Consider the following 13,094-nt stretch of genomic DNA (forward strand, 5'->3'; position numbering starts at 1 on the left):
GACCGCCGACCTCAGCCGGCCGACCTCAGCCGCCGGGGTGCGGAGACCCGCACCCCCTACCGAACGCCTCAAAGCGAGGCCGCTTGAGCTGAGGAACGAGGCTCCCCCGACAGTGTGGAGGCCGGACCTGAGGGGATAGATGGTCATCGCTGAGACGCTTGCCACCGGGACCGGCCCCGAACGCGGCGTCATCGACCCGGCGGCGACAATCACCCGGTGGCGCAACGCAGGGCCCGCCGGGCGGGCGGGCACGGGTCGACCCGGCCGTGTCCGTGTGGCCTGGGACCGGCGTACGAGGAGTGCTGCGGTGCGCTGCACCAGGGGCGTACCGTCGCGGCGACCGCCGAGGCGCTGATGCGCTCGCGGTTCAGCGCGTTCGCGCTGGGCGACTCCGGTTATCTGCTCCGGACCTGGCACTCCAGCACCCGGCCGGAACGGCTGGTGCTGGACCCGGCGAACCGGTGGACCCGGCTCGACGTCCTCGACAGCGAACGGGGCGGGATGTTCGACAGCACCGGCACCGTCGAGTTCCGGGCACACTACCGGCGCTCGGGCCGCCCCGGTGAGCTGCACGAACGCAGCCGGTTCGGCCGCGAGGACGGCCAGTGGCGCTACCTCGGGGCCGAGTAGCCGACGAACCCGCTGGCCCGTGGCGAAACCGCGACCGTACGGTGAGCCGGATGACGGGGCCGTTCGTGCCAGGACTGCGACTGTGCCGGCTCTTCTACACCGAGGCGGTACGTCCGCTGCTCGCCGAGGCGTACCCGGATCTGCCGCACGCGGCGGCCCGGCTCGGCCCCGGGTCGGAGGTGCTCGGCTTCGACACCGCGCGCTCGGTCGACCACGACTGGGGCCCCCGGCTGACCCTGTTCCTCTCCCCCGACGACCTCGCCCGGTACGGCGAGCGCATCCGTACGCTGCTGGCCGAGCGGCTGCCGAAGCAGGTCGACGGCTGGCCGACGCACTTCGTCGCGGCGGCGGGCCGGTCCCGGGTGCCGGCCCTGACCGACGGACCCGTCGCGCATCTGGTGCAGGTCACCGAGGTGGGTGCCTGGTGTGCGGCGCAACTGGGCTTCGATCCGCGGTCGGGTGTCGACACCTTCGACTGGTTGGCCACCCCGGCGCAACTGCTGGCCGAGGCGACCGGCGGGGCGGTCTTCGCCGACGACCTCGGTGAGCTGACCCTGCTGCGGGAGCGCCTGCACTGGTATCCGGACGACGTCTGGCGCTATCTGCTGGCCTGCCAGTGGGGCCGGATCGGCCAGGAGGAGCCGTTCGTGGGGCGGACCGCCGAGGCCAGGTCGGAGGTGGGCAGCCGGGTGTTGGCCGCCCGGCTGGTCCGGGACGTGATGCGGCTCTGCCTGCTGCTGGCCCGGCGGTACGCGCCGTACGGCAAGTGGCTGGGCACTGCCTTCGAGGCCCTGTCCGAGCCGGTGTCGGTCGTCGTCGCGGGCGCGCTGGACGAGGCGCTGACGACCGGGGACGCCGGGGCGCGACAGTCGGCGCTCTGCACCGCCTACGAGGCGGCCGGCGGGTGGCAGAACCGGCTCGGGCTGGCCGAGCCGGTGGAGGCGACGCGGCGGTGGTTCCACGACCGGCCGTACCCGGTCATCGACGCCGAGCGGTTCGCCGCCGCCCTGCTGGCCCGGATCTCCGACCCCGGGATCGCCGCGCTGCCGCCCGTCGGCGGGATCGACCAGTACGTGGACAGCACCCCGGCACTGACCGGTGCTGTCTGGGGCCATCAGTTCCGCCGGACGATCATTCGGGCCTGGGTGGGGCCGTTCGAATAGCCCGGATATGACCGGATACGACCCGGCCCCGAGTTGTCGGGTCGACTCGGGGCCGGGCATTCTCCGGGGCGCTACCCCGGCGCATGCCCGGTCACCGGATGGGTAGGTCGGTGCCGATCCGGGCGAGGTTGTCCGGGCCGCAGTACAGGGCGGCCCGGACCGCGGCCCAGGAGACGGTGGGGGCACGTCGGCAGCGTTGGTCGTCGCGGGCGATCTTCGAGATCAGCACCAGCCGCTGCTGGGCTTCGTTCAGCCGGGCCTGCCGGTCCAGCAGGGCTTGCTGTGTCGCCGCCAACTCCGCTTCGAGCCGGTCGACCTGCTGGGTCAGGGTCGGCGGTGGGTCCGGTTCCGGATCACTGGCGAACGATCGGAGTTGCACAGGTCTCCTCTCCTCGGTCTGGTCGAGGGCCGCCACCGGGCGCCGGAAGACTTCAAGACCGGCAGCGGCCCTCGCCTTTGCTGGCACCCCGCTCGACCGCCCAGTTGGCCACCCGGCCGGGGGCCGTGCCCGGCATCGTCTCCCGATTCATGAGTGCTAGTCAAGTGGGTCTAGCTGATCGGACTCTTGTCAAAAGGGTAGACCCGGCCGTGTCTAGGTTGCCTCGCATGGCGAGCGGGCCGGGCGAGTTGATGGGGCCGTACGAGATCGCGGAGTATCTCGGCGTGACCCGGCAGCGGTTCCAGCAGATCGCGCGCAGACCTGGCTTCCCAGCTCCGTACCAGGAACTGCGCGGGATGAAGGTCTACCTTGCCGCGGAGATCCGCGCGTGGACCAAAGAGAACCGGCCACCCCGACCAGGCGACGGGGACGAGCCAGGCTGACCCGGCGCCACTGCCGGCACATTCCGGGCGGCCCGCACCCTGACGGCCGACCGCCGTCAGCCTTTGAGATCAGCACCAGCCGCGCTTCGTGCAGCCGGGCCTGCCGGTCCAGCAGGGCCCGCTGGGTCGCCGCCAACTCCACTCTGAGCCGGTCGACCTGCTGGATCAGGGTCGGCGGTTGGTCCGGTTCCGGATCACTGGCGAACGAACGGAGCTGCACAGGTCTCCCCTCCTCGGTCTGGTCGAGGGCCGCCACCGGGCGCCGGAGGACTTCATAGACCGGCAGCGGCCCTCACCTTCGTTGGCGCCCCGCCCGACCGCCCAGTTGGCCACCCGGCCGGGGGCCGCACCCCAGATCGTCCCCTACCCCTTAGGGCATGGTCAAGAGGCCACCCCGTGTCAGCCAGGCCGAACAGGGTACCCCGCAGGGTGTCTACCTTCCGGGCCATGGCCAAGATGCCGCCACCCGACGAGTTGGTCGGGACGCAGGAGATCGGGATTCTGCTGGGCACCGGGAAGTCCCGGACCAAGCAGCTCATCGCGTCGCGGTCTTTCCCGGAGCCATACGTCCGGCTGGCTGCTGGCGGAATCTGGCTGAAGTCCGACGTGCTGGCCTGGGCCAAGGAGCACCGGAGGGCGCGGCCAACCCGGGTCGACGAGGACGAGCCAGGCTGATCCGGGAGGCCATCCAGACGGCTAGGTCGGCTTCACGCCGGGTGAATCACGATGACGCTGGACATCGATGCTTGACGTTGAATATATTTCGATCGATGCACCGAAATGTTTCAACGTCCAGCACCGCCGCCACCGCCGGCATCTCCACCACCGGCAGGCGGGACCTGCCGCGCAAAGAGGAGCCCTGATGCCCCCTGCACGTTCCCGGCCGACGAGCCTGTACGCCGTGCTCGCCGCCGCCGCTCTGACCGTGACCGCCAGCGCGGTCGCCCTCACCGTCGCGGCCCCGCCGGTCGCCGCCGCGGCCTGCAACGGCTACGTGGCGCTCACCTACGACGACGGTCCGAACCCCGGCACCACCAACTCGCTGCTCAACGCGTTGCGCCAGGCCGGCGCCCGGGCCACCTTCTTCAACATGGGTCAGCGGGTCCAGCAGAACGCCGCGCTGGTACGCGCCCAGCAGCAGGCCGGGCACTGGATCGGCAACCACAGCTGGAGTCACCCGCACATGACCCAGCTCAGCACCGCGCAGATGACCTCGGAGATCAGCCAGACGCAGCAGGCCATCCAGCAGGCCACCGGGACGGCACCGAACCTGTTCCGGCCGCCGTACGGCGAGACCAACGCGACGCTGCGTTCCGTGCAGGCCCAGTTCGGCCTGACCGAGGTGCTGTGGAGCGTGGACTCGCAGGACTGGAACGGCGCGAGCACCGCGCAGATCGTGCAGGCCGCCAACAGCCTCCAGAACGGCGGCGTCATCCTGATGCACGACGGCTACCAGAGCACCATCAACGCCGTGTCGCAGATCGTGACCAACCTGGCCAACCGCAACCTCTGCCCCGGCATGATCTCGCCGAGCACCGGCCGGGCCGTCGCGCCCGACGGCACCAACCCGCCGACGAACCCACCCACGAACCCACCGACGAACCCGCCGACGAACCCACCCACGAACCCGCCGACCAACCCGCCGACGCAGGGACCGGGCGGCTGCTCCGCGACGGTGTCGCTGAACTCCTGGAACGGCGGCTTCGTGGCCACCGTACAGGTGACCGCCGGCTCGTCCGGCACCAACGGCTGGTCGGTGGGCATGACACTGCCCTCCGGCGCCACCGTCACCAACGCCTGGAACGCCAACCGCAGCGGCACCAGCGGAGCGGTGACGTTCACGAACGTCAACTACAACGGCCGGATAGCCGCCGGAGGGTCGACGGAGTTCGGCTTCCAGGGCACCGGCAGCGGTACCGGGATGTCACCCACCTGCACCGCCAGCTGAAACGTCCCTGATTCTCGTCACCGACTGGATCAGGCGTCGGGCGCCCGCCGGAACTTCTGGCCGGGCACCCGACGCCGGACCGTCGGGCTCACGGACCCGCCGCCCCCGGTGGTCCGCAGATGTCGTCAGTACGACGGGTGCCGGTGCAGCGACACCGTTCCCGTCTCCCCCGTTGGACGACGACACCTCCCCCGTGCTCGCACGTCCCGGCACGCCCTTTCCGGCGCGCCTGCCCGCGCGTTCCGCAGCGATGATACGCATACGGCACGTGATCCCGTCAACATTTGTGCACAGCCCTGTGGCATGCTGTAAACCACTGGAACCAGGGTCGGAGGAGGCCGGATGGCTGAGGAGACGGGCGAGTTTCGCAGCCCGGGGCCGCTGGCCGAGCGGCTGGACAGGCTCTTCGACCGGATCCGCAAGCCCGACGGCAACTCCTACAGCCTGCGCGAGGTGGCGGACGCGATCACCGCACAGGGCGAGTCGATCTCGCACACCTACATCGGACAGTTGCGCACCGGGAAGAAGCGCGACCCCAACCTCAGCCACCTCCGGGCGCTGGCGAAGTTCTTCGGCGTACCGGTGGAGTATTTCACCAGCGACCGGCTGGCCGCCGACGTCGACCGGGAACTCGACCTCGCCGCCGCGTTACAGCAGGTACGTGCCCGCACCGTCGCACTGCGCAACTCCGTCATCCCGGAGGCGCAGTCCGCCATCCACGCCCTCACCGAGCTGCTGGGGGTGATCCGCGTCCTTGAACAGGGCAAGCCGGACGCGGATGATGGCGCGTGAATGCGGATCGCGGTCTGGCGACAGTACGCCGCGCAGAGGGACGGTGGGCCCATGACGCTACGGCAGATTCGCCGGCGCTGTGAGCAGCTCGTACGCGGCATCCGAGTGCCGGACCCCTTCGACCTCGACACCTTCATCGCCGACTTCGGCGCCGACCGGGGACGTCCGGTCCACCTGATCGCCTTCGACCTGCCGCCCGGTGCGCCGTGCGGGCTCTGCGTCTCGACCGACGTCGCCGACTATCTGGTGGTGACCTCCGCCGCGACCGGGGTGCAGCGGGTGCACATCGCCCTGCACGAGCTGGCGCACCTGCTGCTGGAGCACCGGCTGCACCTGGTGGACGAGGCGCAGGGAAGCCGGCAGCTCTTCCGGCACCTCGACCCGGGGGTGGTGCGGTCGATGTTCGCCCGGACCAACTACAGCAGCCGGGAGGAGAAGGAGGCCGAGACCCTCGCCTCGCTGCTCGGGCAGCGGGCCGGGCTGTGGCGCCCGCCGGCGCCGCGTACCCCGAGCGACCCGGTGGTCGAACGACTCGGCCAGTCACTGGAGCACTAGGCTGTCGCCGGATGGACGGTAAGAGCGGCATCTTCCTGTTCTGCGCGGGAGTCGCGTGGATCGCGGTGGGCTACAAGCTGGTGGCCCTCGCCCGCAACCCGCGCAACCTCAACCTCTGGGTGCTCACCCTCTGCATCGCCCTGCCCGCGGCCGGCTTCACCATGGCCGTCCCGGCGGTCTACTCGGCGGTGAACCGCTTCTTCGGGGTGCCGAACCTCGCCTCCCTGCTGGTCTACGGCTGCATCGTCGGCTACAGCATCACCGCGCTGGTCATGCTGATGCTGTGGCACATGCCGGCGGCCGAGGCGCTGCCCCGGGCCCGGGTGCTGGCGGTCTTCTACGGGCTGGTGCTGGTCGCCATGGCGGTGCTCTTCGCATTCAGCGGAGCCACCGTCGAGGCGCCGAGCGACTTCGACGACGTCTACGGGCCCCGCCCGGTCGGCGGCACCTTCCTGCTGGTCTACGTCTCCGCCTTCGCCTTCGGGCTCGGCGTCGCCGCCTGGCGCAGCCTCCAGTTCGCCAACCGGGTGGCCCGGACCGACGGCCGCCCGTGGCTGCGCCGGGGCCTGCGGCTGGTCGCGGCCGGATCGATCGTCGCGCTCGGCTACTGCCTGGGCAAGGGCGGGTATGTCGTCGCCGCCTGGCTCGGCACCAGGTTGCCGGCCCTGAGCGACCTCGGCACGCTCTGCGCCTGTCTCGGGGCGCTGGTGATCACGACAGGCTTCACCATCCCGTCCTGGGGACCGAGCCTCTCCGCCGCGGCGGAGAAGGTGCGCCGGGCCCGGACCTACCTGCGGCTCTATCCGCTGTGGCACGCCATGTACCAGGTGATGCCGGAGATCGCCCTCGACCCGCCCGCGTCCCGCCGGGCCGACCTGCGGATGCTGCGTGACCTCGACTTCGCGCTCTACCGGCGGGTCATCGAGATCCGCGACGGCCGGCTGGCGCTCGCGCCGTACCTGGCACCGGACGACGAGCCGTCCCCGCCGGCCGGCACCGGCGGCCGGACCTCCGCCGCCGCCGCTGCCCGCGAGGCGGTCCGGATCCGCGACGCTCTGGCCCGGCTCCGCGCGACGCACCCGGAGGAGCCAGCGGCGGCACACCCGGAACGACGGGCCGCGGACGAGGACGCCGACCTCGCCGCCGACCTCGAATTCCTCGGCCGGGTCTCGTCGACGCTGCGCCGGCTGCCACCGGCCCCGACCGTCGGCAGCTCCCCGGACAGCCCGCCGGGCGCGACCGTCGACAGCTCCCCCGACGCCCCGGTACGGGACTGAGGCACGGCGATGCTGCACCGGCCCGGCCGGTTCGACCGGCTACACCAGATCCGCACCCTCGACCCGGTGCGGGACTGTCACCGGATCTACCGGACGACGGCGTTGTGGGAGTTCCCGTTCGACGTCCGGATGGGGCTGCTGCTGGCGTTCTGGCGTACCTTCGCGGTGCCGTCGATCGCCGAGCTGCTCGCCGCGACCGGGGAGACCACGCACCGGACCGAGCGGCGGGCCGACGACACCGGCATCCTGATGTACACGCTCATCGAGCACGGTCTCGACCACCCGCTGGGCCGGGCGGCCACCCGGCGACTCAACCAACTGCACCGCCGGTACGCCATCGACAACGACGACTACCGCTACGTGCTCGGCACCTTCGTCTTCGTCGGCACCCGCTGGATCGACCGGCACGGCTGGCGCCCGCTCTGCTGCCACGAGCGCACCGCGATCTACCACTTCTACGCCGAACTCGGCCGACGGCTGCGCATCGCCGACATCCCGCCGGACCTGCCCAGCTACGCCCGCTGGTACGACGCCTTCGAGGCGGAGCGGTTCGCCGCCACCCCGGCTGCCCGAAAGTTGATCACCGCCACCAAGGGGCTCCTCGCCGACCTGCCGAAGCCGCTCGTACCGGTCGGAGAGCGGGTCGCCGACGCACTCCTCGATCCGCCGGTGCGCGAGGCGGTAGGTGTTTCCGCACCTCCGTGGTGGGCTCGCGCCCTGCTGGCCGGCACGCTCACCGGACGCGCCCGGTTCCTGCGGCACGCGGCGGCACCCCGGCTGTGGCAGTACCTGGAGGGCGGGCTGCGGGCCAGGACCTACCCCGACGGGTACGACATCGCCACCGTGGGGCCGGCCCAGGAGTCCCCGGCGCAGGAGTCGCTGCCCTCCCATCAGGAGTCGGAGCGCGGCGGGTTGGCCGAGCATGATGCCGAGGAAGACGAGTACGAGCCCGGGGAGCTGTTGCGGCGCGAGAGTCTCCCCGGCGACCGCCGTGCCGAGCAGTACCCCGGTGACCGGGTTGAGTAGTCCGATCAGTCCGACGGTGCCGGCGCTCAGGTGGCGCAGTCCGGTGAACCAGGCGGCGAAGGCGAGCGCGGTCGCCAGCACCGTGACGTAGCCGAAGCCGGCCAGCGCCGGCCCGTCCAGTGCGGGCGGTGCCCCCTCCACGGCGACGGCGACCGGGAGCAGCACCACCCCACCGGCGACGAGCTGCCACGAGGTGAGCGAGAAGACGTCGACCCCTGCGCTCCACTTCTTCGCGAGTACGTAGCCGAGCGAGGACATCAGCATGGCGGCGACGGAGGCGAGTACCCCGGAGAAGTCGACGGCGACCGTGCCGTCCAGCAGGAGCAGGCAGACCCCGGTGATCCCGATGCCGGCCCCGGCCAGGTGGGCGGCCCGCGGACGTTCGGCGAGCGCCGCCCAGGCGATCAGCATCATCATGACCGGCGAGGTCGCCATGATCGTCGAGGCGACGCTCGTCGGCAGGACCTGTGCCGCCAGGTAGACCAGGGCGAAGAACGCACCCATGTTGAGGGTGCCGAGCACCAGCGAGCGCCACCACCAGGGGCCCCGGGGCAGCGTCCGGCGGACCAGCAGGAGCAGCAGGCCGGCGGGGAGCGCCCGGAGTACCGCGCCGTAGAGCGGATAGTCCGCCGGCAGGTACCGATGGGTGACGAAGTAGGTGGCGCCCAGGCGACCGGGGCGAGGGCGGTGACGGGTACCCATCGTAAACTAGCTTCCACGGAAGCAACTATAGCTTCCTCAGAAGATATGCTGTCGGATGTGACCGAGTACCTTGATCATGTGGCCCGGATCCAACGGGCCTGGGCCCGCGAGCGGCCCGACCTCGACGTGCGTCCACAGGGCGTGATCGGCCGGCTGCACCGGCTGGCCGGACACCTCGGCGAGCAGCTCCGGGTCGTCTACCGGCGGTACGGACTCGGCGAGGGCGAGTTCGACGTGCTCGCCACCCTGCGGCGGGCCGGCGAGCCGTTCGAACGCACCCCCGGCGAACTGGCCGCGCACACGATGGTCACCACCGGGGCGATGACCAAGCGGATCGACCGGCTGGAGCGCGACGGGCTGGTCACCCGGCGCCCGAGCGCCGTCGACGGACGGGGCCGGGTGGTCGCACTCACCGACGCCGGCCGGAAGCTGATCGACCAGACGTTCACGGAGCACATGCGCAACGAGCGCCGCCTGCTCGACCTGCTGTCGCCGGAGGACGCCACCCAACTGGAACGCCTGCTCACGACCTGGCTCGCCACCTTCGAAGCCCCGCTGCCGGAGCCCGGGTCGACGCCGGAAACGGCAGCTCCGCGACCTCATCCTGGATGATCCGCGACACCATCCCGGATGACCCGCACCCGCCCCTGAACCGGCCGGGTTGGTGGGCGGGGCTTGCCGTCCCGCCCACCCGATCAGCGGTCGGGGCGGGCGCCGACCGGCCCGGCGAGGGCGCCGGCCAGGACCGCGAGGAAGTGCCGGAGTACGCCCGGATCCGGCGCGTGGTCGGGGTTGACCTCGGTGAGCACCAGCCCGGCGAAGCGCGGACTCGCGGCGAAGACGGCCAGGCTCACCGCCAGCTCCGCCAGCCGCAGGCCGACCGGATCACCGCCGGAGTCGGGCACGTCCGCCAGCGGTACGTCCACGAAGGAGAGCACGTCGACGTCGCAGTGCAGCACGAACGGTGCCCCGAGCGCCTCGATCTCCCGGCGGGCCCGCCCGGCGGCACCCGACGGGTCGGCATGCACCTCGTCGGCGTGCAGGTGCGTGATGCCGAGTTCGTCGAGCAGCCGGAGTTCGAGGTCGCCCGGGGGCAGCGCGTGGGCGTACGCGACGACGTCGCGCGGCGACAGCAGCGGTGTCGTACCCGCGATGCCGGCCAGCATCGGAACGTGGCCGGGAATCGCCAGCAGATGGGCCAGGCCCATCGCGTCGAGGTTGCCGTTCGGCCTGGTCTCCGGCGTGTACAGGTCCGGGCCGCCGTCGACGTAGAGCAGCGCGGGGCGGACACCGCGCTGGACGAATCCGGCGACCACGCCGACCGTGATCGAGCAGTCGCCCCCGATGACAAGTGGGGTCTGCCCGCTGTCGAGGATCCGGGTGACTCCGAGGGCGGTCGCGGCGGCGACCCGGGCCACCGCCGCGACGTTCTTGGCGTCGGGCCGGTCCCGGTCCGGGCGCCAGCGGACCGGTGGCAGGTCACCATGGTCCTGGACACCTCCGGACAGCAGGCCGGGCAGGCCCGCCTCGCGGATCGCCGCCGGACCCTTCTCCAGTCCCGGGGTGTGCGCGCCCGCGCTGGACGGCACGCCGAGTAGCCCCCATCGAGCATCCATCTTGATCATTTTACTCCGCCACCGCCGGATCGCTCGGTGTCGACGGCGGCCCGTTGCCGGACCACCCCGTGTCCAGGGCGGCCAGTCGCAGGGCCGGCCAGGCCGCCAGGTCGTGCAGCATCTGGCGGTCGTGGGTCGCGACGACGACGGCTGCCGGGGTGTGCAACAGGGCGGCGGTCAGCTCGTCGACAAGGGATGCCGACAGGTGGTTGGTGGGCTCGTCGAGGATCAGCAGGTCGGGCCGCTCGGCGAGCCGCAGCGCGAGGTTCAGCCGGCGCTGCTGGCCCTGGGACATCCGGCCCACGGGGGTACGCAGGGCCTCCCGGTCGAGCAGGTTGGTGGCGGTCAGCGACAGCCGGTCCTCGGCGCGCAACTGCCCACCGGACTGGAGCCGGCCGACGTGCTGGTCGTACACCTGGTGGGCGAGCGCGGTCGGCGGCCAGGCCGGCACCTCCTGCCCGAGGTATGCCACCCGGACCCGTGCCGGGTGCCGGACCTCGCCGGTCGACGGCGCGAGTTCCCCGGCGAGTACCGCCAGCAGGGTCGACTTGCCCGCCCCGTTCGGGCCGGTCACCAGCAGCCGGTCGGCACCGTCGAGGCTGAGCGTGACGCCGCGGTGCAGCCGTCCGGCCACCGTGACATCGTGGCAGCGCAACACGGGTACGCCGGGGCGGCTGGCCAGGTCCGGCCAGCGCAGCCGCAGCGGTGGTTCCGGCACGGTGAGCCGGTGCGCGTCCAGGTCCGCCTGCCGGCGGCGGAGCGCCTGGACGACGCCCGGGGCGCGGGACTGGCGCTGGTGTTTGCCGTGCCCCTTCTCCGGGCGCCAGCCGGTGCCGAGTCGTTGCCGCGCCTCGCTCACCGCGTCCGCCAGCCGCTGGTGTTCGGCCTGCTGTGCCTCGTAGTCCCGCTCCCAGCGGTCCCGCTCGCGCCGCCGCCCCTGCTGCCAGCCGGGATAGCCGCCGGCGAACAGCAGCGGCCGCCCGTCCTGGCTGGGATCGAGGTCCAGGAACTCCCCGGCCACGTCCTGGAGCAGGGTACGGTCGTGCGTCACCACCACGACCCCACCCGGATGCTGGCGGAGTCGCAAAGTGAGGAACGCCAGGCTGTCGGCGTCCAGGTGGTTCGTCGGCTCGTCCAGCAGCAGCAGGTCGTGGCGGGCCCCCAACAGGCAGGCCAGGCGCACCCGGTAGCGCTGCCCGACCGACAGGGTCGCCAGCGGGCGGTCCCGGTCGGTGCAGGCGTCCAGCCCGGCCAGGGCCACGTCGACGCGGCGCTGGGCGTCCCAGGCGTCCAGCCGGGTGGCCGCGTCGAGCGCGGCCGAGTACGCCTCGTCGGCGCCCCGCCGGCCCTCCGCCAGTGCCGTCGCCGCGTCGTCGAGCGCCCGCAGGGACTGCTCGGAATCCCGCATCGCGCCCCGGACGAGGCTGCCCACCGTCTCGCCGCCGCGCGCCTGGAGCGACTGCCGGGCCACGCCGATGGTGCCGACGCGGTCCACGGTGCCCCGGTCGGGGGTGACCATGCCGGCCAGTACGTGCAGCAGGGTGGTCTTGCCCCGCCCGTTCTCGCCGACGACGGCGAGCCGGGAGCGGGCGGATACGGTCACGCTCACGTCGGAGAGCACGACGCGGCCGCCCAGCACGACCCGTACGCCTTCGGCGCGGACGTGCGCCCGGTCGCCGGCCGGCAACCGGCCGCTCCGGACAAGATCGGTGGTGGTGGTCGTGGTGGTGGTCGTCGAATCGGGTGATGAGTTCAGGTCGAGGTTTCGCATCGTCTGCTCTTCGGCTCGTCGTGGAGCCGGGCAGCACAGCAGAGCCGCCCGGCGGGAACGCCAGGACGGCGGAGCAGAGCTAGTTGAGAGAAGGTCGCGTCAACCCTGCCGCCGTCAGCGGCGGGACCAGGGCTTCATCACGGCGAGACCTGAATGCATGCCGGCAACCATAGCCGAACCCGTCGGGGACGGCGATCCGAATTACCCGGCACGGAACAGCATGAGCGGGCACGGATCACCGGAGCCTCCGCTCGTAGCAGACCGACAGCGTCGAGCCGACGTAGGCGCCGAAGAGCGGGATCTCGCGGTAGCCCTCACGGCGGTAGAAGCGCTCCGCGTCCGGCTGGGCGGTCCCGGTCTCCAGCCGCAGTGTCGTCCAGCCCCGCTCGGCAGCCGCCGACTCCAGGGCCCGGAGCAGGCTGGTGGCCACGCCACTGCCGCGATGGTGCGGTTCGACGTACATGCGTTTGATCTCGGCGGTGGTATCGTCCAGCCGGCGCAGCGCGCCGCAACCGACGGCCTCCGCACTGGCCGGGTCGACCGCGACGACGAAGAGGTCGATGTCGTCCTCGGACGGCGGGGTGCCGGGCTCGTGGTCGTCGCAGCCGTACCGGACGTCGAGCTCGGCCCGCTGGCGTCTGCGGAGCTCGACGCCGGCCGGGTCGTGCCACGGCCGCACCTCGATCGTCCACCCTGCGGGTCCGCGCATCGTGTTTCTCCCGTCATGGGCTGGGGCTTCGCCAATTGGTAACGCTTGTTACGGTAACGGATGTTACCGATGCTGGGAACGAT

At 72.0% G+C, this 13,094-nt stretch carries 15 protein-coding genes; 11 read left to right on the plus strand and 4 right to left on the minus strand.

Annotated elements, in window-relative coordinates:
- The first annotated feature begins 216 nt into the window (after positions 1-216).
- Both O7626_RS19880 and O7626_RS19885 read left to right on the plus strand, forming a co-directional pair.
- Positions 217-630, plus strand: coding sequence for a YchJ family metal-binding protein (locus O7626_RS19880; protein WP_278062662.1), 414 nt, complete (start codon positions 217-219; stop codon positions 628-630).
- 50 nt (positions 631-680) lie between these two features.
- Complete coding sequence (locus O7626_RS19885; RefSeq protein WP_278062663.1) at positions 681-1,793, plus strand: DUF4037 domain-containing protein; 1,113 nt, start codon at positions 681-683, stop codon at positions 1,791-1,793.
- 91 nt (positions 1,794-1,884) lie between these two features.
- On the opposite strand, the gene O7626_RS19890 is transcribed toward O7626_RS19885, so the two are convergent.
- Positions 1,885-2,172, minus strand: a complete 288-nt coding sequence (locus tag O7626_RS19890; protein ID WP_278062664.1) for a hypothetical protein — start codon at positions 2,170-2,172, stop codon at positions 1,885-1,887.
- Positions 2,173-2,399: 227 nt separating this feature from the next.
- Between O7626_RS19890 and O7626_RS19895 the strand changes: the two genes are divergently transcribed.
- From O7626_RS19895 to O7626_RS19935, 9 genes are all read left to right on the plus strand, one after another.
- A complete protein-coding gene (locus tag O7626_RS19895) occupies positions 2,400-2,615 on the plus strand; it encodes a DNA-binding protein (RefSeq protein ID WP_278062665.1) in 216 nt (71 codons plus the stop codon).
- 447 nt (positions 2,616-3,062) lie between these two features.
- Positions 3,063-3,290, plus strand: a complete 228-nt coding sequence (locus tag O7626_RS19900; protein WP_278062666.1) for a DNA-binding protein — start codon at positions 3,063-3,065, stop codon at positions 3,288-3,290.
- A 187-nt stretch (positions 3,291-3,477) separates the two neighbouring features.
- Positions 3,478-4,563 (plus strand): polysaccharide deacetylase family protein, encoded by a 1,086-nt coding sequence (locus O7626_RS19905; protein ID WP_278062667.1) that lies wholly within the window; start codon positions 3,478-3,480, stop codon positions 4,561-4,563.
- A 342-nt stretch (positions 4,564-4,905) separates the two neighbouring features.
- Positions 4,906-5,355 (plus strand): helix-turn-helix transcriptional regulator, encoded by a 450-nt coding sequence (locus O7626_RS19910; RefSeq protein WP_278062668.1) that lies wholly within the window; start codon positions 4,906-4,908, stop codon positions 5,353-5,355.
- 51 nt (positions 5,356-5,406) lie between these two features.
- Positions 5,407-5,910, plus strand: coding sequence for a hypothetical protein (locus O7626_RS19915; RefSeq protein WP_278062669.1), 504 nt, complete (start codon positions 5,407-5,409; stop codon positions 5,908-5,910).
- Positions 5,911-5,921: 11 nt separating this feature from the next.
- Positions 5,922-7,187, plus strand: a complete 1,266-nt coding sequence (locus tag O7626_RS19920; RefSeq protein ID WP_278062670.1) for an MAB_1171c family putative transporter — start codon at positions 5,922-5,924, stop codon at positions 7,185-7,187.
- 9 nt (positions 7,188-7,196) lie between these two features.
- The gene (locus O7626_RS19925) at positions 7,197-8,213 is read left to right on the plus strand and encodes an oxygenase MpaB family protein (RefSeq protein ID WP_278062671.1); all 1,017 of its coding nucleotides are present in this window, start codon (positions 7,197-7,199) and stop codon (positions 8,211-8,213) included.
- A 262-nt stretch (positions 8,214-8,475) separates the two neighbouring features.
- Positions 8,476-8,694 carry a hypothetical protein gene (locus O7626_RS19930; protein ID WP_278062672.1) on the plus strand — a complete coding sequence of 73 codons (219 nt, stop codon included), beginning with the start codon at positions 8,476-8,478 and terminating at the stop codon, positions 8,692-8,694.
- Positions 8,695-8,972: 278 nt separating this feature from the next.
- Positions 8,973-9,527 carry a MarR family transcriptional regulator gene (locus O7626_RS19935; RefSeq protein WP_278062673.1) on the plus strand — a complete coding sequence of 185 codons (555 nt, stop codon included), beginning with the start codon at positions 8,973-8,975 and terminating at the stop codon, positions 9,525-9,527.
- An 83-nt stretch (positions 9,528-9,610) separates the two neighbouring features.
- On the opposite strand, the gene O7626_RS19940 is transcribed toward O7626_RS19935, so the two are convergent.
- The 3 genes from O7626_RS19940 to O7626_RS19950 all read right to left on the minus strand — a co-directional run bounded on the left by O7626_RS19940 (position 9,611) and on the right by O7626_RS19950 (position 13,011).
- Positions 9,611-10,531: an arginase family protein gene (locus O7626_RS19940; RefSeq protein ID WP_278062674.1), complete on the minus strand. Its 921-nt coding sequence runs from the start codon at positions 10,529-10,531 to the stop codon at positions 9,611-9,613.
- Positions 10,532-10,541: 10 nt separating this feature from the next.
- Entirely contained in the window at positions 10,542-12,302 is a 1,761-nt protein-coding gene (locus tag O7626_RS19945) for an ATP-binding cassette domain-containing protein (RefSeq protein WP_278062675.1), read from the minus strand.
- 235 nt (positions 12,303-12,537) lie between these two features.
- Positions 12,538-13,011, minus strand: coding sequence for a GNAT family N-acetyltransferase (locus O7626_RS19950; protein WP_278062676.1), 474 nt, complete (start codon positions 13,009-13,011; stop codon positions 12,538-12,540).
- Positions 13,012-13,094: the final 83 nt, after the last annotated feature.

Origin of the sequence: Micromonospora sp. WMMD1102 (genome assembly GCF_029626265.1) — a bacterium.
Classification (GTDB): domain Bacteria; phylum Actinomycetota; class Actinomycetes; order Mycobacteriales; family Micromonosporaceae; genus Plantactinospora.